Source organism: Fibrobacter sp. UWB1 (assembly GCF_002210325.1).
In the GTDB taxonomy this organism is placed as follows: Bacteria; Fibrobacterota; Fibrobacteria; order Fibrobacterales; family Fibrobacteraceae; genus Fibrobacter.
This window is the reverse complement of the sequence record NZ_MWQL01000027.1, coordinates 1-26,275: the sequence shown is the minus strand read 5'-3', so window position 1 is coordinate 26,275 and position 26,275 is coordinate 1. Positions and strand designations below refer to the sequence as shown.

Here is a 26,275-nt window from a genome sequence, read left to right as displayed (position 1 = left end):
TGGTGGTAGCGGTCGGGAACACGCCGTCGCAAGGCATCTTGGAAACGGGGAGGAGCTCGCCGTTGCCCTTGATGATTTCTGCGGTGGGGGAGTAGTCTATGGGCGTTCCCCACTGGCGTGGGTCGGGCTATATTTTAGGGGCGGCCACCTTCGCTTCGCTCGTCGCCCGCCTCCTAAAACCGAGACCACGGTCTCGGCCCCAAGGGGTCACTATCCCTAACGCAAAAGAAATCAAACCCTGGACAAAACATCTAGAATAACGCTCAGTCCTTTCTTCTCGTTTTCAGCTGCGACAAAAATGTCACTCAGTTTTTTCAACTTCGATTTCATCCGATAATCTGATGTTACGCGGTTGATTGCATCCAATAGTGAATTCGGGTTTACGTTTGCCATTGAGATAATATTATCGATTCCCAAATGTCTCAGGCGAAGGGCGTTATCGATTTGGTCTTTGCCAAGCGGATTGATTACGAAATTGCGGTCAAAATAAACGCATTCCTTGATAGTCGCAAGGCCTCCGTGTATAATTGCGCACTTGACATTTTCTTTTGCAAGTAACTCACGCTGGGGAACCCAGCTGGCAATGATAATTTTGGATTTGTCGTAGTTTTTCCATTCAGGGCTATTTACCAATTTGGAACCTGCAGCAATAATCAAGAAGCAATCTTGCAACTGTGGAGACTGCATCGCCTTGCACATAGAGTGGAATAAATTTTTTGCTTTGTCCTCATAATCAAGCACCTGAGAACCCGCTGTAACGAAAATTATGTTTTCATTTTCGAGGATGGAATTCCAGTTGATTACGTTGCCCTCCGAATCTAGCGAATCGGTGTCGTGAGTTAACTCTTTGGTGATGCAGGGGTCTACATAATGTACTAGGTCACCATGACGATAATGATCGTATTCGTATTCCCTGGGGCAGGGAATTAATTCATGGCATGTTTCCAAGGGCTGCGTAAATTCTTGCAAAGTCATATCGGGAGCATCTGTAGAAACGGAACCATTGATGGCCATGTTAATTATCTTGTGCAGTTCCGGCTTTGAGAAAGACAACAGGTTGACTCGTGCGCGGATGGCAGGATCGTCTTGCGGATGCCTCAAGTAGGTGGTAGAAATGACGACAGGGATATTATATATCCAGTGAATCAAGAGACATTCGAGCGATGTGAAATAGCCACCTACAAGTAAATCGGGTTTTGCTATTTGCAACGCCTTCCAAATGGATTTTGCATCCTCCACTAAGTCTTCGTTAGGAATTCGTGCGTTTCCCGGTAAGTTGAATACAATATTCTCGTCTACGATTTCTCCGTCTGGATTATTCAAAGCGAAATAACGACTGTAAAGAATCGCCCAGACATGCCATGTTTTCCAGCGTTCATTAGGGTCGCTGGCGCTTTTTGTTGTGTAACCCTTGGGATACATGTTTGATAAAATGGTTTGGAACAGGAAATGTCCCGATCCGTTGTCGTAGCTATCTATGACAGATTTGCAATCGGATATCCCCATATAGCTAACAGTGTAATCATCACCTTCGCTATCATGTAGGTCCTGAGCCCATTTTAATGTTGGAAGCCAATGCCCTTGTTCTTTATAAACATCTGGCCAGAAGAGGATGGATTTGGACATGAATTAGACTCCTTAGGGAAATGTTTTCTTATGGACCTTCTTATTAATCAGGTTCTTTTTTTCAACTCAATAATAAAATAGTCCCCAGAATTTTCTAGTTCTAAATTTCCATATAGTCTAATCGAATATGTGTAGCCTGAATAAACCATGTAGGCCTGAATGTAACAACCATTAGTGTAGTTTGCATCTGATCTTTCTATATTAGCCCAGCCAAGTTCGAACGCTTTAGATTCTAATTCATCTAACATTTGATTAAACATTGTTTTCTTTTCATCTCTGCTCATAGATGATTTAACATCTATAGGGATAAAATCCGAAGATAGATATTCAAGAGATGCATTTGTATAGTTCCACTCAAATTTTCCTAAAATAGAAGAAAATGGTCTAACATACAATTCACCAAACTTTTCTATATCTCCAAACAGGTATGTTTTTTCTTGCTTTACTACTGTCGCAGAGATAACTTGCGTCTCGTTTACATAGACAAGGTTGACGGTTATAACACTTGCATCTTCGAGTGTTTTGTTGTAGTTTGATGATCCCGCGATGACTTCAGCTTTGGTAAAACCGGCGGCTACTAGCGCGGCGTCATACGCTGCGTATTCTTCGACAGAGAAACTTTGTCCTGAAACAACACACCCTCCAGATTCATTATCGACATAAGCAATAGTCGAATTTGGCAAATATTGAGTTGCTAGGGCACATGTGGATGTTGATGGATTTGTTGGATTGAGCGGATTTATTGAATCGGCTCCGCTGCCGGAATCAGAAGAACAGGCTGCAATCAAAAATGAAGATATACCAAAAATAGTTGAAAAGACATTACTTTTCATAACAACTCCTTAAGAATTTTTTGCTGTGAAACTGATGTAAAGGACAACGTCATCAATTGAGGTTAGTTCAGAATCATCAATGGTTAGATGCCACGATGAATCAAGGCCAGCACCTTCAAAGAACGAGAACTTGTCCGATTTAAAGTTGAAATCAAACCGTCCGCAATCGGAATTAGCCATTCCCGTTGCCATCGTTTGAACGCCTATTCGATTTTGAATTTCGTTGGAACCAAATTTCAGCGTGTTGCTATCCATTGTCAATTTGGCATTCAATGATAGTCCTGTAAAATTCGGAGCGATGACACGTAAACGAACATCTCGAATACGACAGAAATCAATCCCAAGTTTTGAACGAATATTTTCCGAATCTATACCAAAGGAACAATTTTTCAAGGCGGAGAAGACTGCATTTCCATTGTCACTGGAAGATAGTTCATTTAATTCTATCTTTAATTTTTTGAGACTTACAGGCCAAGTGATTTTTTGTTCATTTTTATCATTCTCCATATAAGTAACTTCCATGGCATGCAAGTCTGCAATCAACCTATCTGCTGAGAGCAAGCCGTTGTACGCCCCGTCCCAATAGCTGTTGCCAATAAAGGATTTGGCGTTACCCATGTCGGTGTCGCCGATTTCGAAGTGATAGCACTTCTCGGCCATCTTGGCTACCCTCGTTGCCAATTTGCACATGGTCTTTGAAAGTTTTATCAGTTGTTTTACTTGCCATTCGTAAAGGTCCTTGCTTGTAAACTTGTCACTGAGGAAGTCGTATTCCTCCTCGATGCGCTCTATTTCCTTTTCAAGAAGTTCCTTTTCCTTTTCAATCCGTTGTTGTCGGATGGTGTTGATGATAATTTGTTTGTCTGCCTGGGAAACTTCGCTTGCGGAGATGGCCTCTTCCACAGTTTCTTCAGCAGTCTCTTTTTTCTCTTCGCCCTTGGCTTTTTTCTGCAAAGCCGCAGCTTCCTTTTCCATAGCCTTGGAAAGGTAGCTCTCGGCCATGGTGATGGCCGCTTCGCCAAGTTTTCGTCCTCCGTAGGCGGCAATGTGGAAGTCGATACCGCCAAAGGCGTTCACGATACCGCCCGCGTCCATGTCGGGAATGCTGTACAGGGCAGAAGCGATACGTTTTGCCATTTCCACCTTTTCGCGGAGGTCGGCTACACCTTGCATGGTCTTGGCGTAGCCGTTTTCGAAATCGGTTTTTAACTTTTCGATATTCGACTTGTGGTGTTCCTGCTTCTTGGCTTTCTTTTCTTTCTCAATTTCCAATGAGGCGGCTTCGGTCTCCAGTTCCTTCATCTCGATTTCATAGATGCTCTGGGATAGCTTTTTCGCAGAAAGCTTATGCTGGACTCTCAACTGCCGCAAGGCTTCCGCATCCTTGTCCTTCAAGGCCTGTAACAGGCTTTCCTGCATCTTGCGCAGGTCCCGGGCGATTTCCAGGGCCTTTGCCACAATAACCTTGAAACGATAGTGCGGCAATGCAGCACCGGCATCAGCAAGGATGTCGCTGATGGAAAGCCCTGCACCTCTTGCCTTTACCATCATTCCGGGATCGATGGGAGGAGCGAACAGGGCTAGCATCCGTTTTACACCTTCGATGTTCAGGCTATTTCGAATCTTGTAGAGCCTGTCGGCCACGGTGTCCCAGAATTTCATCAGGTTTTCGTTGCGCGGCACGTTGAAATAAAAAGTCTCCTTCGAAATATTCGAAATCATTGATGTCTTGCTAGGATACTTGTTCTGGAATGTGTCGCGGTCACGTGCACGACCAATCAGCATGGAATCCTCGTATTCAAGGAGGGTGTTGGCCCAATCCAGGTTGCCATCGGCTCCTGCCTCGTCTATCATAGCTGCTGCGGTCTTAGCAACACCATTCTCTGGATCAGGAGCCTCGGCACTTTTGGGGCCCAAAATATCCGCCGCCATAATGTAGAACTGTATGGCGAGATTCACGGATTCCGTTGTGTCTTGAGTAAAAAGTTCGTCGCCACGAGCAATAAGAGTACTCAAGTATTTCATGATTACGAATTTCTGGTAGGCAACAAGCCGTTGTTTGGCAATCAGGTGCGGCTCAAAGGGATTAAATTTCCATTGCTCAATGAGACTTTGTAAATCATCCTTCTTTTCCGAATTATCATTCTCGTTAAGAACTGCCAGTGTTTCCAAAATGGTCTTATCTGCATCGGGATTCGCGTAGAACGGGAGGAATCGCCAATACTGAGCTCCGCTAGGTAACTCTTCAGCCCAGCGGGCGATGCGTTCGGGGCCTTCTTTTTTACCCTGGGGGTCAAACACCAGTTGGAGCCATTCAAGAGCGGCCTCGTATTTCTCTTCTGCAATGAGCTTGTCAGCTATTCTTACAGGAACATAGAAGAATAATTCCCAGTTGTAAATACCATTCGGAGATTTCCATGTAAAATTAACGTATGGGGCGGGATAGTATTTTGATACATACGAGGTCGGTCCATAATTACTTTCAAAAATGGACTGACCCATGTCCCAGGCTGCGCTATCGCCTGCGATGTGGTAGCCTATGGCAGAACCGAAGTAGTAATTATAGCCTGAATACATTGTGTAGTAACTTTGGACTCTCTGTAAGGCCTGAATACCCCTGGAATGCAACTCTTTTTTGCCACCATTTTTATATTGATTGAAAAATTCATCCATAATCGGATGCGATATCAATGTGAATTCATAGACCCGACTGTTTGCCTTGCTTGCCTTGGGATTGACAAAATAGGTGTTTGCATCATCCATGTAAAAGAAAGGCAGATTGCTGATATGTTTTTCTCTGTTATCTGGATTATAAAAATCCATATTCACGGGAAGAATGCGGAAATTCTTTTCTTCAACAAGAATTTCCCGGTCTTTATAAGCCAGAGAGCTTAATCCATTAGAAATCCAATAATTACTCTTGAGATATGTATTTCTAGGGGAGAAAGAACTAACTTCATGTCCCCTTAGTTCTCCTTCATCAGGAACATTATCCAGGTTTTGAATAGCCACAATCGTTTCTGTTCCATCTTCTCCCTTTTCTATGATGGGGTCGATATCTTCATTTTTACATTCGTCTTTACCATCAGCATAAAGTAAAACCTGTCCAACCGAAGATATCCGTTGAGTATCATATCCTTTATAGCATCTTGTCTCTATATATTGTTTTATTTTTTCCTTGTTTGTAACAGAAATTGTTTTTGATTGCTGATCCTTTACTATCTTTGCCATGGCTGAGTAAAGGTTAGCCAGCATTTGAAAATGGAATAAGTGGTGTTTTTTGTATGAATCTTGATACTGTTCAGCGAGTTCATTGTATCTAAACACCAAGTCCTCTGATCTATCGATGTCAAGCAACGTTCGATAAGCTTGGAATGTTATGATATCTGCAGCTACAACTGTCCTAAAATGGTAGCGGTCTCCAATTTTTTCATCTGGATTTAGTTGGAAATCAAGAGGATTTAAAGATGTATCATACAAGACATTTTTCGTAGTTTTGACGCCTGTCCATTTCTTGCCGTTGAAGCACGTCCAGGCAATCTTTATTTCGACATAAAATTCAATTTGAGGGGAACTGACGCCACTATCAGAACTAGCCATTCCAGAATTCAATTGTCTTTGTCCTTGAACATACTGAGGCCATGCAAGATACAGGCGACCGTTCATCAGTTGTGGGAACACCACGTCACCCGTAATGTCCGCCTCTATCAACTCCCATGGAGACCATGTACCGGAGCCACTTTTTTTCGCAAAATACTTGCGGTAATAGTAGCGGTGCGGTTCTCCACGAGTTCTACCAATAATATGCAGCGTATAGACTGTTTCCCCGAAAGAATCTCCGTCTTCCTTGCAACAACCGACGATTTCTAGGTTTGCCGTTTCGCGCATCTTTTCCAGATACTCTGCGTATATACGTTCCATGTCGTCGCTGTCACCGCCCACTTCTTGCAGACGCTCTTCAAGTTCGATAAAGAACGAACTCTTGTCATCGCGGAGGCTCACATCAAGCCAGTTTTCAGGATACAGGAATACTTTGCGATTCGCTACCCACACCTGATAATTTTTCATCCATTCCCACTGCGCTAACGCGGAATCACTGAAGAGATTTTCCCCATCAATGGTTTGTCCTTCCAGCCCCAATTGGCAACGCTGCACAAACAATTGTAAGCATGCATTTGCCTGCACGATTCTGGACATAGACATGTCGGGTTCCATAAGGACGTCAATTAAGTAGTAGGCGTAAAGGTCGTTTGTATCTAGGAAAGAACGTGGGTATTTGTATTGTGACGCGTAGGGTTCATTTTGCGATTCCCAACAAACAAAACCAGCCAATGCATCCCTACGTTCCTTGCGAATTTCGTCACTTATCCCTTGAATGAACTTGTTCCATTGCGAGGTACTATAATTTGATTTCAGGTTGTCGTTCACAGTCTGAACTGCGCTAGACAAATTGTTGAAGTTCTCGTTTTCGACATCAAGTTCCGTTTCCCGCAACTCAATGAAAAGTCTTTCTAGAATGCGTGGTGCAGTGAATGTTTTCAGATAAAGCTGATAGACCTTGAAGAATTTGGACCAATCCTCCGTCGCATTCCAATTGTTGATGTCCGGCCACGTTTCTACATCGTCTCCCAAATCAACATTGAATACATACTTGTAGCAATCTTTGAATACTGTCTGCGGGAGCATCAGTAGACGTTTTAACTGTTTCAGGGTTGTGATGGGGGAGTTGTATGCATCCCCGTTCATGGGCGGAATCGCAGCGTAGGAATATTCCGTATTGCCGAAAGCGTCGGAAACCGAGAACGCCTCGACAAGATCGTCAAGTATACCCCAGTCCAAAACCTCGTTATCTATATTATAGAGTAAAGACCAGTTATCCCATCCGAATCCGAGTCCAAGCCCGTTTTCGATGTCGCCTGTTTTAACTACATATCCCGAAACATATTGGTAAAGGACATTGGCCTTATACAATGCATAATAGGGGGACAGGTCTATAGAGTCTTCCTGAACATCATCCTCAGGCCAATAGTTTGTCAATGCATAATGTTTCCAATCGTCGAGAGGTGTGGTACTTCCATCTAGGAAATAGTGCAATTTAGAGAGCAATGAATTGAACGCCTTTTGAGACTTCACTTCCGCTGCAATGCCGAATTCTTGCGATAGCATCTGGAAAATCTGTTTTTCATACCAGACGGGTTTCAAACTTTCATAAAGGGAGAACAGTCTTTCAAGAGCGGAACCCTTGCCAAGAATTTCAGCAATTTGTTCGGCACCATCGCCAAAAATGTCCACCAGCCAGCTGTTAAGTGATTCGTATTTGTCAGAGCCGCCAGTGGGAAGCGTTTCTTGTGCCAGGTAGTCGATGTACGGGACATCTGCAAAATCAAGGCTGGCAAGGAGCTTCCCACAGGCTTCCTTGTAGGCCGCGACATATTCTGCCTGTCCGTCTTCCTGAATTTCCGCTATTTCTGCTTCATTCGTTGCATAATCGTCATCAACCTTCACAGCATCCCAGGATTCGCTGATGGTGGCGTAGAATGTTCCTGCGGTCTCGTCTGGATTCGTGGCGGTCTTTGCGATTCCAAGGAAGGCTTTGGCCTTCTTTTGAACGGTTTCATCTGGTGTATGGAGCAACTCTTCAAGAACAGATAGGGGAAGGGAAGTCCCTTGCCACTTGCGGATGGCCCTTGAAAATGAACGAATATCGTTCATGAATCCGAGACCGGTCTCCTGCAATAGATAAAACTCGGCGGCAGTCAGGTTGTGCTTTTGTGCAAATGTGCCGAGGCGGTAAATATAATTCAGCCCGGCAAGAAATTTATCATGCTGTTCCTGGGCTTCGTTTGTAGACGCACCTGAGAAGATTCCACTTTGTTCCAAGAAGAGAAAGACTTCTTCTTTTTTTAAGGACAAGCAATTTGTTGTAGCCTTTGTAATGTCGTTCTCGATATATTCATCATCATATTTTTCAATTGTAGAAGAGTCTTCTGGATTTACGTCCCGATAGCGATTGAATAGGACAGGAACATCAAATACCGTCGCAAGTTCATCTTCGGTCAGTTCAAAGCCATTCCAAGCAAGAGAATTGAGCGGAGTAATGCCGAAACGTAAAACCATTTCCTGTATGCGGTCCCAATTGCATAGTGGGTCTTCTGCATATGGGAAGTCTTTATTTTCGGGATTTCCCTCGTCTGTTGATTTGCGGTTCAGTTCATTGTAACGAGAAGCGATGTCCTCGTAACTCCAGCCTAATAAGCGATGGAATCTGAGCATGGATGCCAGTTCTATGAAAAAGTCCGGAGTTGGATAATTGACTGTAACGTTTTTTTCAGTACTATTATCAATGGTTGATGTGTCTATAAGTATATAGCCGTTGATGTCTGCCAGCTGGTACTGCAGAGCGTCGGGACAGCGAGTGTCCACATTGTATTTTGCGAATAACGGAAGGGCTATGATTTCCTTCAATTCCTTGAACGAGATTCCTGTGCGGTCAAGGAGTATCGCCACATGGCTTAAAATTTCAACCCATGTCTTGTTTTTTAAATAGGGTGTCGGATGTTTGGGGTCGTCCATCTTGTATTCGGACTTGTCTGGCAGATAGACGTTATTGTTATTTTCTTGAAGTCCCCAAAATTCCCACGGTTTATCCGCGGTCTCCTTGAAGAGAATCCTGTGCAGTAGTTCGTCTGCAAAAAGGCAGACTTTTTCTTCGTTTGTTCTTCCGAGGCTCTCGGCGACATTATACAGGGTGAGAGGAACGTTACCGAGTAGTTTTGTTGCTTTGGTCCTATAGGTATTCAAGGGGAGCATAGCCGGATAGGCGTGGCTCATGAGTTTCAAATTCGCTCTGTCCTGCCTTTTCCGGCCTTCGCTACCTTCGGGCCATTCTAAAGGTTCTGCCCGCAGGCATTCGGTAGTGGCGTCGCGTGGGGTCAGGCTTTCGAGAATGGTGGCTGGCCTGTTTTCTTCGTCTCCTGCAAGGCTTTCAAGAATCTCATTTATCAAGTCGATGGTGGGCATCGCCGTTTCTGCATTTGCCTTGGTGAGCAGGAGGTTTAGCAGATCGGGGCGGCGTTTTATGAATTTGTCGTAAGGATCCTTGTTCGCCTTGAAAAAGTTCAATAGGTCCACGAAGTAGGCGGAGGCACTCAACACGGACTGGCCTTCTGTGGCACCGTTTCTATTAATGTTGCCGAAAAGATTTTTCCATGTGGGGGCCACGGATGCAGGGATTCGCGGAGGTGCAATGTTGGTGGAAACTACATTTTTTTTCAAGAGGTTTGCCGCCCGAACCTGGAGCTGTTCGGACACGCCGCGCGAGGTGGCTTTCAACGTTCCGTCGGTCTCGTTCAGGTTGCGGTGGAACTGGCCTATCTTGAAGGTCGCTTCCGATACGAAGCTTTTCGCCACGCGGTGAATCTGGGTCGCCATCTCCTTCGTGCCGATGCCAAGGGCGTGTTCTGCAACAAAATAATCCTCGTCAAGTTCTGCGACAGATGTAGCAGATTTAAACCCGCTATTAATTAGGTAAGCGACCGCCACAGCATCGCCTGTAAGGCGATAAATGCGCTGGAGAACATGAAGTTTTTCCAGATTGTCGCCCGTGATTTTATCGGCATGTTCATGTTCAAGTTCGTATTTTCCCGAATCATGATCGGTAAGACTGAATCCTTCCCATTCCTTTTTTTTCAATATGGTGAATAGGGAGTTCCATTCGGAAGGGAGACTTGATGAAAGTTTGTCATAAAGTTTGTATTGTGGGAACCAGGAAACAATCAAGTCCATCAGTTTCTTGACATATAGATTCCTTTGTTCTTCCGCCGTAGTTCCCAGAAATTCATGTGGCAATCCGAGAGGGTCTTTGGGGTAATACTTATTGTATCGTTTTGATACGTTTTCAACGATGCTTGTCCAGTTGTTTTCATCGAAAGAAAGGAGATTTTTTAACTCGTACCCGTCCTGCAAATGGGATAAACTGTACTTGTATGCCTCAATTACGAAATCATCGTACCAACCACCAAAGTCACAAAGGTCTATCAGGAACATTAATTTGGTGTGGTCAAATAAATTGTCGACAATCTCGCCTTGCTCATCCATTTCGTTCCATTCTGAAGGTGCAACATTCTCCAAATCTGAGAGCATCTCGCGATAGTCGCTACCCGCCGAATAGTAGGCATTCATTAAAAACTGGATCTTGGCAGCTTCTGCCGTTGTAACTCCGCTTAAATCCACTCGGACTGTCTTGACTTCGTGAGTTTCTTCATCTACGACATTCTTTAATGGTAATTCACTTTTTACGAATAGGAAGAACACGTGGTAGGGAGAGAACTGGTCGTCCATTTCACCGACGACTGCCGAGGATTCCGTTCCCTCTTTCCACAGTCTTAAAATTTCGTCAGCCTTGACTTTTGAAGATATTTGATTTTTTGCGATACCGTCAAATATCGCAGTCTGCACAGTGGGAGCCTGAGTGTTTACAAGGTCGTCCAGATTTTCTACGAGTTCCTGATAGGTAAGGGCGAAAATTCCCTGAGCATATACATTGGCTCGATAATCGTTTTCGCTTTTTCCAAGTTTGCCGAGAAGGCCATAATAGAGACTATAAGCTAGGAAATACGCCTTGACTTCCTTGTCCGAGCGCCGTTCTCGTCCTACAACCAAAGGAAATTCATCTACATCTTTTAGGAAAATGTTTATCTTATTTCGTTTGTCTGTGAGATGAGCGGAGTCTAGGATTACTGTATTACGATAAATGGCTAGCAGTTCGTCCAATTCTTCGAAAAGAGACTTGTTTTCTGTTGTAGAGGACAAATCTATTTCAAAATCAATCCGTTGTTCCCGTTTCCCGTTAAAGACAAGCGGTTTAAAAACTGTTATCTTGGGTGTTGAAGCTCCTGTTTCGTATATTTCTAACTTTGCGTATAACGAAACCTTGTTCTTGCCATAAGCATCTTCTGCATCGAGCAAGAGTCCCTGCGGTAAAATCTCCGGCTTGTAGGAAATAGAATATTCCCCATTAGTCCCTGTTGTAGGAAAGACACCTAGTTCCTGATGAACAAAAGTTCCTGTCGGATAATCGTTATTGTCCGTGATGTCGTAATGCAAACAGTAGGCGGTAATCTTTACGCCCGAAACAGGGCGGCCCAATTTGTTTACTACGGAACCATAAATTCTGCAAGAACCATCCGGAATTACGATATCGCCTGATTCGACCTTTATGTTGATGAATTCACGGGCAGAAGCGATTGCCGGCCCAGTCTGATTCGCGACATTCACCCCATCGGCAGAATAGACTCGCACTAAAAGGTTTGGGCTAGTTATAGATGTATCGCCCTGTTGAAATTGGGCCTTAGTGTAGCTTACGGAATAAAAACCGACTGCATTGAGTTGGCTTGATTTAAGTTCCCGTTCTTCTCCATCTCGGACATCGAAAACCTTGACAAAACCATTGGCGAAGGGGACATTACTTGAGTAGTAAACATTGCCGCAGACAGTCCAGTATTCGTTTATGTTACCATTGACCACGATATCTCCGATATTTAGTTCATTCGGTGGTGCGGTGTAAATATTGGACATCCACAAGGGATTGTATTCATAATCAGTCACACGGATTTGCAGGGTTGGGAAAACTGCTTCAGGTGAGCCGACCTCTTGAAAACGGTCCTTATGAAAGACAAGTTCAAATGCTCCCGTATTGGAGTCTATGTTCGATTCAGCAATCCACTGCCAACCCCTTTGCGGGAACATGTGGTATGCCAATATGCGACCTTGATTGTGGAACACGGATCCATCTGCATTGTGAATAGTGCCGCGAACAAACCAAAGGTTGGGGTCTTGAGACATTGGGACTCCTTTTCTAGTGAAAATTTTACACTACTTTACAAAAGTAATATAACTTTTTTTATGAACAACGAAAAAATCCTTACTAAAAATTTACGAAAATGTTGCAATTTATAGAGTTGGTTGTCTTTTTTTCAAAATTTAACCGTTTTCGACAAAACGCCCTATTTTTAAGCAAAAAAAATCCTGTCTGATATCCGATCAGGCAGGAGATTCGTTGTTCATGTCTTGTATTTGATTGCTATGCGGCATTTTCCTCGTCCTTGGTTTCGGTGGGAATTTCGATTACCGCCGTTTCGGGTGTTTCCGGAGTCACGGTAATCTTGCCTTTTCCCTTGCGAAGTTTCAGGTGGGCCTTCTTCAGTTCAATGTGGCTGTTCACGGCCTTGATAAACTGTGTGCAGCCTTCGTCGCTTTCGAGGGTCGCCTTGCCGATTGCAAGTGTCGCCACGAGGTTGAACGCATTCAGGCACCGTTCTCGGTAGACCTTGTTGGCTCCGGTTTCCCTGGCGGCGAACTCCTTGTTGCGGGTCTGTACGGCGGCCAGGTAGTCGTTGTTCTTGCGTTCAAGGTTTTCGAGCCAGGGCTTGAACCCGCAGGCATCCAGTTTGGCATCGCCGATAGCCTTGAGGCTGCTGACGATGTTCGTGAAGATACCCGTGGATTGGTCCTGATTGTGGTAGACCGGGTCGGCGTTCTCGGCGAAAATCTTGCGGAGCTTTTCGCCGGTGGCGACGACATCCTTGTCGGCAAGGGACTTGAGGCTCTTGGCAAAGTTGCGGCAGGCGGCGTATGCGGCGTTGCGTTCCTTGTCAAGGCGGCTCACGATACTTGCGGCAGATTCGTCCACACTTACTTCAATGAGGTTCGCATATTCGGTTACGGCCTTGCGGTAGGCTTCGATGGACGGGCGGATTTCTTCGCCGGTGATGCTTGCTGTCAGTTCGACGATGTTCTTGTGGAGTCCAAGGAATTCGTCGTTGCGGAGTCTGTTGTAGCAGATGGTGTTGATTTTCATCATGATGCTATCCTCGTTTTGAAGGTTGCCGGTTTCAGTTTGCGAAAGGCTTTCCAAGCGCCTTTCACAAAGTTAGATGTGCTGGTTGCAACGCCAGTTGCGTCAGTTTTGTACAAGTTCGTAGCACATTTGTCTTGTTTTTGTAAAAGCATACTTTGTTTGTTAAAACCGCTTTACAAAAGGCGCGGAAGTGCTCCTACAAATGTTTTCGCGGCTTTGTTCCTGAACAAAACCGCTTCTACAAAAGTTCAAGCACGATTGTTCACGGACAAAAGTGCTTCTACAAAAGTAGAAGCACCTTTGCAAACGGTCAAAGCCACTTGTATAAAAGTTCAAGGGCTTTTGCTCACGGACAAAATGGCTCCTACAAATGTCCAAGCGTTTATACACAAGTGACAAAGGCGCTCCCGCAAAAGTTGGAGCACCTTTGCTCACGAGCAAAAGTGCATCTACAAATGTTCAAGTGCTTCCGCACATGAACACAACTGCATCTATAAAAGTTGAGGCGCCTTCGTTCTTGGACAAAACAGCCTCTACAAAAGTAGAAACGCCTTCGCTCTCGGACAAAGCCTTTTCACAAAAAATCCCCCCCCTTCTTGGAGCTAAATCATACCACCACTACCGGTTTAAGGTTCTCCATCTTGCATTATAGTGCCCAAAACAACTGACATTATCTATATTTCTTATGACTACATTTTTATGAAAAAATTTGATCTTCAACATAAGGCCGTAATTATAAAAATAGCTCAAAAAAGAGGGCTGCATAATTGCCATCGACGATTTCTAAAAAGAAAGAATAGGCGTGGTATAAATATTCGTTCAAACCTACAGCAATGCTCATTTTGTCAATTCTATTTTAGCAAAATAAGCCAAAATCATAACTTAAATTCAAAAAATAGAGCGTATTGCAAAGCTCCGTCAATTTTTTCATTTATTGATAATTGCGAAGGCACCTGTGCTTTCTTTGAAAATTTTTTATGTAGCTCATTCAACAATAAAGCGAAACAGGTTGTTTTCGATCAACTTAATTGTCAAAATATAGATTTATGTGCTGAAACTGTTGCGTCCGTATTATTCAAAGAAATGCATCGTTATGGAAATAAAAATTTATCTGGGATATATCCTCAAGACGACAATTTAAAGCATATCGTTCGTGCGAGCGGAGTCACAAAATACTTAAAAATATCAAAAGATAATCCCCCTGACATGTTTCTTTTTGAACTGAGAGAAGGAAAAAAATCTAAATCTAAATTTAATGAGTCGTCAAAAAAAGAAATCCAATCAACGGCTTTAATAGAATATCTGAATAAATGTTTAAATAAATGTGGATGGGAATTAAATAATAATGGGAAAACTCATTTTGCCACCATTGTGGGCGAACTACTAGACAACGCTGAAATCCATTCTAAAAAGCCTCATTGGTGGATTAACGCATACTTGCAAACAATCGGTCCCAAAAAAGGAGAGTGCCACCTAGTTATATTCAATTTTGGTCAATCAATTAGTGAATCGATGCAAACTTTACCTGAGGAGTCGCCTCATCGGAAAAAAATTGAACAATTGATAGCCCACCATCAAAAAAGACATCTTTTTTCATCACAATGGGATAGCGATGTTTTATGGACTTTATATTCACTGCAAGAAGGTGTAAGTAGTTTGGCTGGATTGAATTCCCAATCTGATCATGGTCAGGGTCTTTCGGATTTGATAGAATTTTTTCAGGAACTTGGGGACAATGAGGATTCTCCCCCCATAATGGCTTTGATTAGCGGAAATGTTTATATTAGATTTGACAACGAGTACAAAATTAAATCGCAATATCACAATTCGTCTCAACGTCGTCAAATAGCTTTCAATAAGAACAATGATCTTTATGCACCACCGGATTCAAGAAAAGTGAAAAAAATGCGACACTTTTTCCCGGGAACAATTTGTACATTTAAGTTTAACATAGATAACGACTATCTGGAGAACTTGAAAAATGAATCAAATAACAATAGACCTTAATCTTTTTCGTTCTTCTAAATCGGCTGTTTTTGCTGGCCGAGAACGCGGTAATGAAGTACGAAAAAAATTGACAGACGATCAATTGAACAATGCAGATGAAATATCCTTCATTGTTCCAAATGATGTCTATGCGATGAACTCTTCATTTATTCTTGGGCTGCTTGGAGAGACGATTCGTCAAAAACACAAAGCAGGAATAGACATCCATTACGTTATAAAAATCCCGGCAGGTTTCGAAAGATCTTTTGAAAACGCCTTTCGAGAAGCTATACAAAGCGAGATTTTAATATGATAGTAGACAACATCATTACAATCATTAAATCAATTTGTTCCTTTATTGTCACAATTTCTCCAACAATAGCAGCAATTGCAGCAACAATCTCAATTGTTATTACGTGGAAAATTTTCAAGAAAAATATTGAAATTGCATCAACAAATAAAATAGATGATAGATACTTTACCTATGTGACTTTACATGCTCTAGATTTAATTGATAATTCAAAAGAGAATATCCGGCAAAAAGCTCTTGAACTTGTGGAAAACGTCAAAAATTCTTCTGATACGAATAATACAAGGCAGAAAGTTGACGAAGTTTTGAGTATTTTTTATGACTTTAAATCAAAAATTGCGCCTCGGTTAACAATATTTGATTTGATGGGTACTGATACTGGGTCTTTTTTTGATAATGTTGAAAATCAAATAACAGAAATCGGGGGGAATATTGTAAAAATAGGACGTGATGATGAAGAAACGACAGTCAATAATATAATAAATGTATTTGATCAATTGCTGATTGCAATAAAAAATAAGAACTTCAAAAATGTCTGAGTGCGATATCAAGGTGTTGACATTCTCACTAAAATAGTTTATTTTATAAAATAACTAAGGAAACATTAATAATGGACATCGCCAAGCAAATTGTGGATCAACGAATTCTTGGGCTTATCAAAGAGAACCCAAGTATTTTTACGGAATCCGAGGAAAAGAACATTTCTAAGGCGTTTCTCATGTTGGGCGTGTCGGCTTATTTGGACCTTGACATTCCTGACACGCTACAATACATTACGGAAGGGCGGAATGATGGCGGTTTTGACGCGGCCTATATTGTTGATGGTGCTGACATGCAGCTTAATGTCATCCTTTTTCAATCCAAGTATACACGAAATTTGGATAGTGATACAAACTTTCCTGCAAATGCAGTTGAAAAGGCTGTAAACACAGTAAAGTGCGTTTTTGATCCTTCCGCGCACATGGTTTTAAACGAGCAAAGTCAAACAAAAGTCAATGAAATCCGCTCTCTCATTCTTGAAGGTCATATTCCATACGTGACTTTCGTCATGCTAAACAACGGCTTGAAATGGGATGAAACGGGTGATAGCTACATCAAGAACACCTTTGGCAATCAACCCCAAGTAAAATTTGTTCACTACAACCATACAGACATTGTAAAATACGTAACAAGCCCTAAAAAAATAAATACGCAACTAACCTTGTCTGGTGCGGCGATCCAAGAAAACTTTAATTACAAACGGGTCATTCTCGGAAAGATTCCCGTAACAGAGGTTTTCTCTCTTTTTGAACAATATGGCGATTCTCTCTTAGAAAAGAATATTCGTCGATACTTGGGAAAGAATGCAGTCAACAACGGGATTGTAGAGACGCTTCTTGACGCCCAAAAGAAGCAGAATTTCTTTTTTTACAACAATGGGTTGACGCTGGTCTGCGAAAAATTTGCATATAATGGATTGCAACAATCCAACTGGATTGTGAAGCTAGATTCACTGCAAATAATCAATGGTGGCCAGACCTGTAAAACGATATACCAAACGATAAAGGAAAATCCAGCATTGGATTTTTCCCAGATCTTTGTACTCGTTCGAATCTACGAACTTAGCGATGACGAACAGACGATAAGAGATATTACTTACGCCACCAACAGTCAAAACCCTGTTGATCTTAGGGATTTAAAAGCCAACGATGAAAAGCAAACCTTGTTAGAAAAAGGGGCTGCCGAATTAGGATTCACATACAGACGCAAGCGTGATTATAGTACTGCGATAAACGCAATCCCGTCAACGGTCGCGGCGGAAGCCATTCTTTCTGTATGGCGTAACAAACCTCATATAGCAAGGTATAGAAAGAACGACCTTTTTGGCAGCTATTTTAATGAAATTTTTGGCAATGTAAATGCGGCTCAGATGATTGTCGCTGTGCAAATTTTCAGATATTGTGATGCGGTAAGGAAACATCATTCCGGCGAACCAAATCGTGATGCGATTAGACCTTTTGAAACACACTTTATGTCTAACATTGTGGGTAAATTGCTTCTAGAACAGAAACAGATTGAATACAAGAATATTGACCATAAAAATTTTTACGACATACTTTCGTTCTTTGATGAGAATAAACAAAATTTAATTACACTCGGTGAAACCCTTCTCTACAAAATGCTTAGCGAGTATTTTCAGAAAGAAGCTATCAACGAACTTGACGGAAGAACTATTGCGACTGCATTCAGACGCTACGATTTGCTCGAGCGATACATAACAAATCCCACTTGGTGGAATTCTCACAAATAGAATAAAATTGAATCAGTATAATAAAGACGAGTGAAGAAATTCTTCATTCGTCTTTAATTTAAAAACTAATCTATTTCGCAAAGAAATTCTGTTGGCGAATCGTTCCAAGGTTTCGCTTGATAACTTTTTGAATATACGGTATAATTATTTTCAATTGCCTTACCAATTTCATTCGCCTACGGCTCACAGCGCACTTGCCGCACTGCACGCAAGCGTCCGGATTCCAATATTCTTTTACTGGAAGATTTATTGATAAAGTAAGGCTTATTTCTTTAGAAGAAATAAAAATAATATAGATTATTTTATTTATATATATATATATATTTGATTTTTTTTACAAAAATGGTGAAAAATTGTTCTTTTTTCTTAGGAATTATGCTATATTTAATGCGGTGTTAAAAAAAACATACAAGAAGGAAAGGATTAAATGAAAAAGATTTTGGTTTCGTCGCTGTTTGCTATAGGGGGTGCTTTGGCAGATTGCCCAGATTGTGACATTGCAGCGAATACAACTTTTAAATTTGAACCATATATTATTAGTGGGGATAACCAGGCTGTTACATTGACGGCAACCGTAAATTGTCCGCGAGATACGTGGCATAGTTCGTTTGCGGGGTATACAATAAATTGGGATGATGAGGCGAATCCTGAGCCTGAACGAGCTCTATATGATTTAGATTACTACAACTATCAACAATGTATTACGAATAGAGGCGTCGCATGTGGAAATGTGAATACCTCGGATTATAGAAGCAATTTGAGTGGGCATACGACTTTCACAAAATCCCATACATACAAGAGCAAAAAATCGCATAAGCTGAATATTTCGTTTACGGTTCTTCAAAACAAAAGAACTGGTTCATCGAGTAATTGTGGCCCAACTCATGCAACGGCTTCTACGAAACAAAAAAATGTTTCTGTGTCAATAAGTGCAACTCCATTAAGCTATTGTGCTATTCCTAAAGGATACGCTTTGTTTGCGACAGAAAATCTGACTATAAATGATAGAGCTTCTTGCTCTAAAAATGAATATAGTACCGCAACATGCACTGTTGGAGCTGAAAAGAATATAAATATTGGTGTAAGAGGGTCGGTTGATAATGCTCATGCAAATGAAACTCTGATTTTGCGAAATTATTCTAAGGTGTATTCTGAAACATGGGCGAAAACGGTTGAATCACAAAAAGGGGCTGAATACAAAAAGAAAGGTAGTGTAACATCGTTTAATTATGATTCGGGGGTCAGTTCTCTTTCTTTCGCGAATACATCGGATTTTATTGAAAATGGAAAGTCTAAAACATATGAACCGGGTGTTTATGGGGATGTGACAATCCGTAGAGGTGGTACTTTTGTTTTAAATAAAGATGGCGTATATATTTTCAAGAGTATTCGTTTTGAATATGGAAGCACCTTGAAATTAAAAAGTTCCAAAACGACAGAGCTTTATGCGCAAGAGTTTAACTTTAGTGGAACGGTAACTGGTGCAAAAGCTTCGAATTTTCTTGTTGGAGTGCTCGGCTCGTCGGCGACATACGTTGATAACGGATTTGTTGGATCCGTATGGGCTCCTCGTTCAAGAATGGTCATAGGACAATTCCATCATAAAACATATAGTGGATCCTATATGGCCAAGGAACTCTTTGTTCCTCAAGATACAAAGGTCGATTATATTCAATTTACGAAAAACGGAGACTGCAAATGAAAAACGTTTTATTCCTAGTCATGCTGACATTTTTGCTGATTGCATGTTCCGATGACAATTCTTCTGGTGCAAAAGCGGAAAAACAATATGCTCTTCAACTGAATGAAAATTGCGATAAATTTGTCAAGGATTCTTCTTTGTGGAAGGCCATCAAAGACTCAAATTTGACAGATTTAAAAAAAAGCTTGGAAAACTGCGCATCGCTAGATATGGGTCTGTATGATACAAGTGCCTATGCCGATCAAACTGTTATATTAGATTTGATTTGGACAACGGATGCAGACTCCATGATTTACTATCTAATAGACAATGGTATGGATTCTGTAGCAAGGGGTCTTGGAAATGGTTTTGCAACGGAGGCTATGTGGGCTGGCGACACTAACCTTGTTCGATATGCGATAGATAAAGGATATCCAATCAACGGTGAAACTGTTTATCGTGCCATCGCAAAGGGAATGGATGGGGAATTTGGTAGCCAGGTCGCAAGAAAATGGTATCACGAATTGCTCCCTTTAATTTCTGATATAGATAGTGTTCGGCAAAATGTGAACGGGGATTATTCCATTTTACACGAATTGTGCAGTCAAATGAGTCCAACTCTTACTTTTTTGTCAGAAGAAGACCAGTTGTTTTATTTCCAGGATTTGATTGATCGTGGCTATTCCGTGAATCAAAAATCAAGCGGTGAGGTCGAATTAGACTACTGCAATTTTGGCTATTGGAATCAAACAGATCTTCAAAAGAAGTTTACAGACATTCTTATCAAAGCTGGTGCTGACACGACACTTGTAAAGTGGACTTATTCGGAATAAACTCCAGTCGCAAAACACTTCACCTGCTCCCTTGGCTTTGCTAGGGGAGTTTATGTATTCTAACCATTGAAAAAGACCCCGGCATTGAATGAACTGCCGAGGTCTTTGAATTTTAAAGGGAGATCCCCGCCTTCGCGGGGATGACACGTTCCGCTTACACCTGCTTATAACTCTCCAGCGATTCCACGCTCACACTCTTCACGAAGTTGTAGTGCTTCGCGACTTCGGCTTCGGCGAGGTTCATTTGCTCTATTGGCGGCTTTTTCTACTATTTTCCCTTGTCAATTATGCGGTAAGCCCGGGCGTTGCGGGTGCGGCGTTTGAGCACCCGCTAGAAGGGGTAGCGGAAGACCCGCTTGGGCGGGATAGAATAGGAGAAGCCCGCTCAAGGCGGGCTTGACAATGGGTGGGGGCGGGGCCGGAGCGTGGGGGAGACTTCCCCTTTTTTTGTATAAAAAAGACGAGAGCCGAAATTTCTTCGACTCTCGTCTTACTAATAACCTCAAAGGCCGTAAGGCCTCACTCATGCCTCAGAGCGAGCATCGCGAGCGAGCTCATACCCCAAAGGCACGGAGTGCCGACCTCATACCTCTTACAGGCTGATCAACCCTTCCGTATCCTTGCTCATAGCGTCGTAGAATGCGTAGCGGGCGTCCACTTCCTTCTGGAGGTCGTCGGCGAGCTTCTTGGCCACTTCCGGATTGCTACGGGTGAGCTGCTACGCTCACTTCGCAAGTCTCCGCCCCAAGGGTCACTATCCCTAACGAAAATGTCGTAAAACTATTTATCCCAACTTTCTTCAAAATCATTTCCTAAAATTCATATCGTGGTAAACAGAACAGACGACTTCATCAAACAGAACGGTGATTGCAAGCTAATATAGAAGTTTATTTTTTTTTACATTCTATATTTCCTTGAAATGAACAAGTGGAAAAATGCGAAAAACGAATGGAAACGCATTCATGACATGATGAGTTTTATCAACATGTTCTATCGTGAAACTCCATACGCAGAAAATACACGCGAAACAGTTCGTAAAAATGCATTACATCATTTTAGAACAGCTGCATTCGTTGAAGATAATGGGCTGGCAACAAATAGCCCAAATTATCGTTATCGATTGACGGAAGAATTTTTAGAGGTTTTGAAAGCAAATGGTTCGGATGAATCTGTCAAGAGATTTTTGAAAAGCACGATTCTCTCAAGCATATTTACGCCTCGAAGAAAGACAAACAAAAGCAAGCCCTTTCTGTGAATGGATTGCGGCTGACACTTTCGCCAGGTAAACACAATAAACTGCAAAAAGCAATTATCGAAGATTTTGCACCTAGATTTGCTCCAAACGCCAAATGTCTATATGTGGGCGATACTACCGAGAAAGATTTGGTGAAGGATGTTGAAACCCTAAAGAAACTTGGCTTTGCTATTACTCTGCATGACAAAATGCCCGATGTCGTTCTTTATGATGAAGAAAAGAACTGGCTTTTCTTTGTGGAGGCTGTTACATCAGTCGGGCCGATGGACCCAAAGAGGATTGTTGAACTTGGCGACTTGACCAAGAAAGTCAAGGCTGGTAAAATTTTTGTTACAGCATTTCTTGATTTTGCAACCTATAAAAAGTTTGCAGCTGATTTGGCTTGGGACACCGAAGTATGGATTGCCGAAATGCCAGAGCATATGATCCATTTGAATGGGGATAAGTTTTTAGGACCGAGAGGGTGAGTCCTTATTTAGGGAATGATGGGAATAGAAAGCGTCGTAAAGCCTTCATCAAAGTAGGTTTTTGCCGAAAAATTATTCTAACAAAACATCACATTTTATATTTCACTATTCCTCCAAAATACGAATGGAATTGTGAAAATTTTTAGAGGCATACGAGGACTTATTCTCAATTTGAAGTGGTATTGTGAAATACTAACTAAATTAATTATTTTTTAAGTCAAGTTGAAAAATTCCAAAAGAGGATGACATGCGAGAGTTATTAGCGAAATTTCAAAGAATAATTGTTGAAACAGCATCAAAGAGTGATGAAGAAGTAGCCCGTGCTATTGACGGCATGTATAATGAATTGTTGTCGGAGGCTACGAAATCCTATGAAAACGGAAAATCTATTTTTTGGCCAATGATTGATGCTATGGAATTTAATCGAGAAGCGTGTTTGGAATATCAGTTATGCCAATTCGAACATTTATTAGATCAATTGCTAAATACTATAAAAGCAGAAGACGACCCTAACCTTAATAATTTTTTTCAAACAAAAAATGTTACAGGATATGATTTTCAAAGTATTCGCTCTAAGTTAAAAAGGGATGAAACCAAATGTCTGCATGAAGTGACATCTGCATTGACAAATTCTTTAAATCGAGAGGAAAAAGAAAAACTTTTTTTGCAGTCAATATACACAGTCTTATATCATGGTGAGTTGTTAAATGAAAGTGAAAAATTAATTAATGGCACCTTAAATCTTTTGTTCTACAATCGTTCAATCGCACTAGAATATAAGGATGAACTTCTTCCGTATTTTTATCATAGTATGTTTAATACTATAGATAGAATTCAAAAAACAGGCCTGCCTCAAGATGCTAGAGATTTGGCAGAGGAATTACTTGTATGTGGGTATAAAGATGATATGTTACACTACGCATATCTAGAAAAAATGAGATTATTTGCAACACAGTATAATATTATTGCATCCTTGCTATTTGCAAATTCTTTAATGTATTCTCTGAAAGATAAAAAGACATGTCCTAAACAATTCTATCTTGAAATGTTATTGTCCATTTTAAGGATGTATAGGGCTGTAGCAGTTGTAAACAAAAAACACGCTATGAATGTGGATAGAATTAAAGTATGTTTTGAATCTTTAAAAGAATCATCAAAGGGAAAAATTTCTTTTTATTTAACATATTATAGTTTGAGAATTTATTATTTAGATAAATCTATTGAATTGGAAATAGAGGACTTTGTAGATAAAAATATTGATGAAATAAAAAAGGACCCTGCAAATGCCGCTGTATCATATTATTCTTTGATCGCTAATATTGCAAAAGTAAAAAAAGGAAAAATTTCTCCAAGATTAAAAAAAAATTTAGGTATATTGCAATCGATAACACCCGCAAAACAAAAAGATAGCTTCTTAATAAATATAATCAACAAGACTAATACTTTTGATAGTTTAAAAAAATACTTGAAAAAATTGTATGCAACAAGGCATATTGAAGATTACAACAAAGATTGTTTGTATGCAACGGTTCTTGCCCGTCAAATGCTACCAGAAAGTTTTCAAGAAAAATCCGTTGTAAAAATGTTGCTAGCAATGTCTGTCTTGAATGACTTTTCTTTCGTTAGACAAATGGAGTCGCAAATTGATAAAATCGGTCCTCTATCGTTTTTTCAGGAAAAGCCTGTTGAAATAAACGGCTTATATGAGGATGAAAAAAAAATAGCATCATATTTTGAAAATGTAAAAGATGATTCTTTTATTTGGATTGCGGAAGGAGAACAAGGTACTTACATAACAACAGAATATAATCAAAACTTTGAGTTTGTTTTTTTAGAAAATGTTTGTAGTGCAGATTTTCGTGCCTCCAAAACATCTATTCAGTCCAAATTGGAATTTAAAACATACGATGAAGTTTTTCATTGCTGTAAAGAAATAACAACTTTTGAAAGCGAGGCTGATGTGATTATTCAGGGATTGAGAGCTTCGTACTTTGACTTTCCACACGCTCAAAGGTTGATGTTCGCTAAAGATTCTTCGTACGCATTTTATCCACATCAGTTATTTTTCAATCCTAAAACAAACAGATTGTATGCTGAAAATTGTCCAACTGCTAATTTTATTTCTACAGAATTTTTCCTGCAAAATATAGGCAAACGTAAAATAAACGGTTTGTTAACTAAAGCCTTTTGGTGCCCTAAGGCTCTTGATATGGCTTTGGAACAATCTTACAGTCATTTGTCCAATATCTTAGAAAATTTTAAAATTGAGGTATATGCAGAAAAATCACAATTAAATGATTATTACCCGATTAAGCCATTAAATTCAAGTATAAACATCTTGTGTGCGCATGGAAATGAAAAAGGAAAAGATGCATATTGTTTTTCTGCTGGAGATGTCAAGTTTTCTAATCTTAACAAAATTGTAGGCAAGGGTGAATTGCTTATATTATTTGTTTGTCATTCAGGATCTATGGATAATTCCAATTTTGATAATGCGATTCATACAATGATAAAAACATTTATCAGAGCAGGGTATCAAACCGTAATAGCACCAATGTGGGCTTTATCTACTGAAATTCTACCAAATTGGCTAGAAACATTTATGACGCGTTTTGAAGAAGGTGATTTTGTCGTAGACGCCTTATACAAAGCAAATATGGCTGTAAAAGAAAAATATCCAACACCATCTGCTTGGGCCAATTTGCACCTCTTTGGCAATCCTTATTTGCATGTACAAAAATGATTATGGCATCACTGGGCGGGATGACTGCTTTGTGGATTACTTCGCTACGATCACAATGACGTAAACCGTGACTACAAACAGGGGGAGACTTCCCTTGTTTATACAAAAAAGACGAGAGCCAAGATTTCTCTTGACTCTCGTCTTTAAGTTTTTGTATCCGGTAGGGTAGTGCAGGACCGGATCCTTCGACTTCGCCCTGACGGGCTTCGCTCAGGACAAACTGTAGTAAAATTCAAGGGGCAAACTGTAAAAAATTAGCGTTATACATCTGTTTTTTCGTCACAAGTGCATATGCAGTTTTAAGGAGTTTGCAAGCGACAGCTACGAGGGCTACTTTGACCGGCTTTCCCTTGCTGACCATACGCTCATACATGGCCCTACACCGGCCATTGGACTGGATAGCGGAAACAGCACACATATAGAACTGCGTTCTCAAGCGCCCGTCCCCCATCTTGGTTATGCCCCCATTCACATGGATGCTGGTTCCTGACTGCATGTTCCTTGGAGTCATCCCCAGCCACGACATGAACTGCCTAGAATCCTCAAAGCGGTTGAAATCTTCTACCTTGGCAATCAGCTTGCATGCCGACATCTTGCCCACTCCGGGAATGGAGGATATCCGCTCGACATCGTCTTTCCAAAACCTGCTCACAATCGATTTAAACCTGTCTTCTGCATCGACAATAGCAACCTTCATCTTGGTGATAGACGCCTTGCACAGCTTCTGTGCGTCGTCCATCAGGTCCTCTTGCTGAAGTGCATGGAAATAGTTCGTCTGAGCGGAGATTTGCTCCCGCAAAAGTTCAATCAACCCCTGCAGCCGTCTAGCTTCACGGGCTTCCTCCGACGGAACCGTCCATGCCCTGGGACTTTTCTCACGACCATATTTTACGATAGAGAACGAATCGGACACGTCGTTCTTGCACCGACGAAGATCGCTTTGAATGAAACGCTTAATCGCAAGAGGGTTCTCGACGGAAACATGGAGTCCACTTCCTGCAAGAAATGTCGCGCACCGCAAATGGTATGTGCCCGTAGCCTCCATAACAAACTTGGAACCATCGGGCACCCACTTTAGAAGAGCCTTGAATCCGGCGGTCGTGTTCGAGAACTTCTCATGTTCCTTTTTTCCATCCTGCTCCCAGGCGGCGTCGAATGTGTCTTTTGAAATGTCTATTCCAATCCATATTTCCATACCGGACTCCTTGTTGCTATATTTAATCATGGGAGATCTTCCCTATGTCCCATTATCCAAATTATCCGGCCTGCACGGGCCATCAAACTGTCCGGGCTTAAGGGTAACGTATATTTTCTTTCGCAAATTCCTCTAAGGGGGTAAAAAAAATAGGATGTTCCAATTTTTAGATTTGAAATAACCACAAATCAACCTAAA

At 41.3% G+C, this 26,275-nt stretch carries 12 protein-coding genes and 1 pseudogene; 8 read left to right on the top strand and 5 right to left on the bottom strand.

The window, feature by feature from the left end; translation table 11 throughout:
• Positions 1-231: 231 nt before the first annotated feature.
• The 4 genes from B7988_RS14080 to B7988_RS14065 form a co-directional block, all read right to left on the bottom strand.
• Positions 232-1,626 carry a glycosyltransferase gene (locus tag B7988_RS14080; RefSeq protein WP_088658384.1) on the bottom strand — a complete coding sequence of 465 codons (1,395 nt, stop codon included), beginning with the start codon at positions 1,624-1,626 and terminating at the stop codon, positions 232-234.
• A gap of 47 nt (positions 1,627-1,673) precedes the next feature.
• Complete coding sequence (locus B7988_RS14075) at positions 1,674-2,459, bottom strand: hypothetical protein (protein WP_141225690.1); 786 nt, start codon at positions 2,457-2,459, stop codon at positions 1,674-1,676.
• Positions 2,460-2,468: 9 nt separating this feature from the next.
• Positions 2,469-12,302 carry a neuraminidase-like domain-containing protein gene (locus B7988_RS14070; protein WP_088658382.1) on the bottom strand — a complete coding sequence of 3,278 codons (9,834 nt, stop codon included), beginning with the start codon at positions 12,300-12,302 and terminating at the stop codon, positions 2,469-2,471.
• A gap of 238 nt (positions 12,303-12,540) precedes the next feature.
• Positions 12,541-13,320, bottom strand: a complete 780-nt coding sequence (locus tag B7988_RS14065; protein WP_141225689.1) for a DUF6261 family protein — start codon at positions 13,318-13,320, stop codon at positions 12,541-12,543.
• A 696-nt stretch (positions 13,321-14,016) separates the two neighbouring features.
• Here B7988_RS14065 and B7988_RS14055 point away from each other — a divergent pair.
• The 8 genes and pseudogenes from B7988_RS14055 to B7988_RS14020 all read left to right on the top strand — a co-directional run bounded on the left by B7988_RS14055 (position 14,017) and on the right by B7988_RS14020 (position 24,882).
• Positions 14,017-15,324 carry a hypothetical protein gene (locus tag B7988_RS14055; protein ID WP_141225687.1) on the top strand — a complete coding sequence of 436 codons (1,308 nt, stop codon included), beginning with the start codon at positions 14,017-14,019 and terminating at the stop codon, positions 15,322-15,324.
• Positions 15,299-15,616, top strand: coding sequence for a hypothetical protein (locus tag B7988_RS14050; protein WP_088658378.1), 318 nt, complete (start codon positions 15,299-15,301; stop codon positions 15,614-15,616). Before B7988_RS14055 ends, B7988_RS14050 begins: the two co-directional genes overlap by 26 nt.
• The gene (locus tag B7988_RS14045; protein WP_088658377.1) at positions 15,613-16,152 is read left to right on the top strand and encodes a hypothetical protein; all 540 of its coding nucleotides are present in this window, start codon (positions 15,613-15,615) and stop codon (positions 16,150-16,152) included. Before B7988_RS14050 ends, B7988_RS14045 begins: the two co-directional genes overlap by 4 nt.
• A 71-nt stretch (positions 16,153-16,223) precedes the next feature.
• Positions 16,224-17,903 (top strand): AIPR family protein, encoded by a 1,680-nt coding sequence (locus tag B7988_RS14040; protein ID WP_088658376.1) that lies wholly within the window; start codon positions 16,224-16,226, stop codon positions 17,901-17,903.
• Between the two features lie 427 nt (positions 17,904-18,330).
• Entirely contained in the window at positions 18,331-19,605 is a 1,275-nt protein-coding gene (locus B7988_RS14035; RefSeq protein WP_088658375.1) for a hypothetical protein, read from the top strand.
• Complete coding sequence (locus B7988_RS14030) at positions 19,602-20,417, top strand: hypothetical protein (RefSeq protein WP_088658374.1); 816 nt, start codon at positions 19,602-19,604, stop codon at positions 20,415-20,417. The genes B7988_RS14035 and B7988_RS14030 overlap by 4 nt, the downstream gene beginning before the upstream one ends.
• A gap of 922 nt (positions 20,418-21,339) precedes the next feature.
• A pseudogene (locus B7988_RS15495) lies at positions 21,340-22,139 on the top strand (BsuBI/PstI family type II restriction endonuclease); the annotation flags it as partial.
• Between the two features lie 247 nt (positions 22,140-22,386).
• Entirely contained in the window at positions 22,387-24,882 is a 2,496-nt protein-coding gene (locus tag B7988_RS14020) for a hypothetical protein (RefSeq protein WP_088658373.1), read from the top strand.
• Positions 24,883-25,114: 232 nt separating this feature from the next.
• Here B7988_RS14020 and B7988_RS14015 read toward each other — a convergent pair whose 3' ends face one another.
• Positions 25,115-26,077 carry an IS110 family transposase gene (locus tag B7988_RS14015; RefSeq protein WP_170930670.1) on the bottom strand — a complete coding sequence of 321 codons (963 nt, stop codon included), beginning with the start codon at positions 26,075-26,077 and terminating at the stop codon, positions 25,115-25,117.
• Positions 26,078-26,275: the final 198 nt, after the last annotated feature.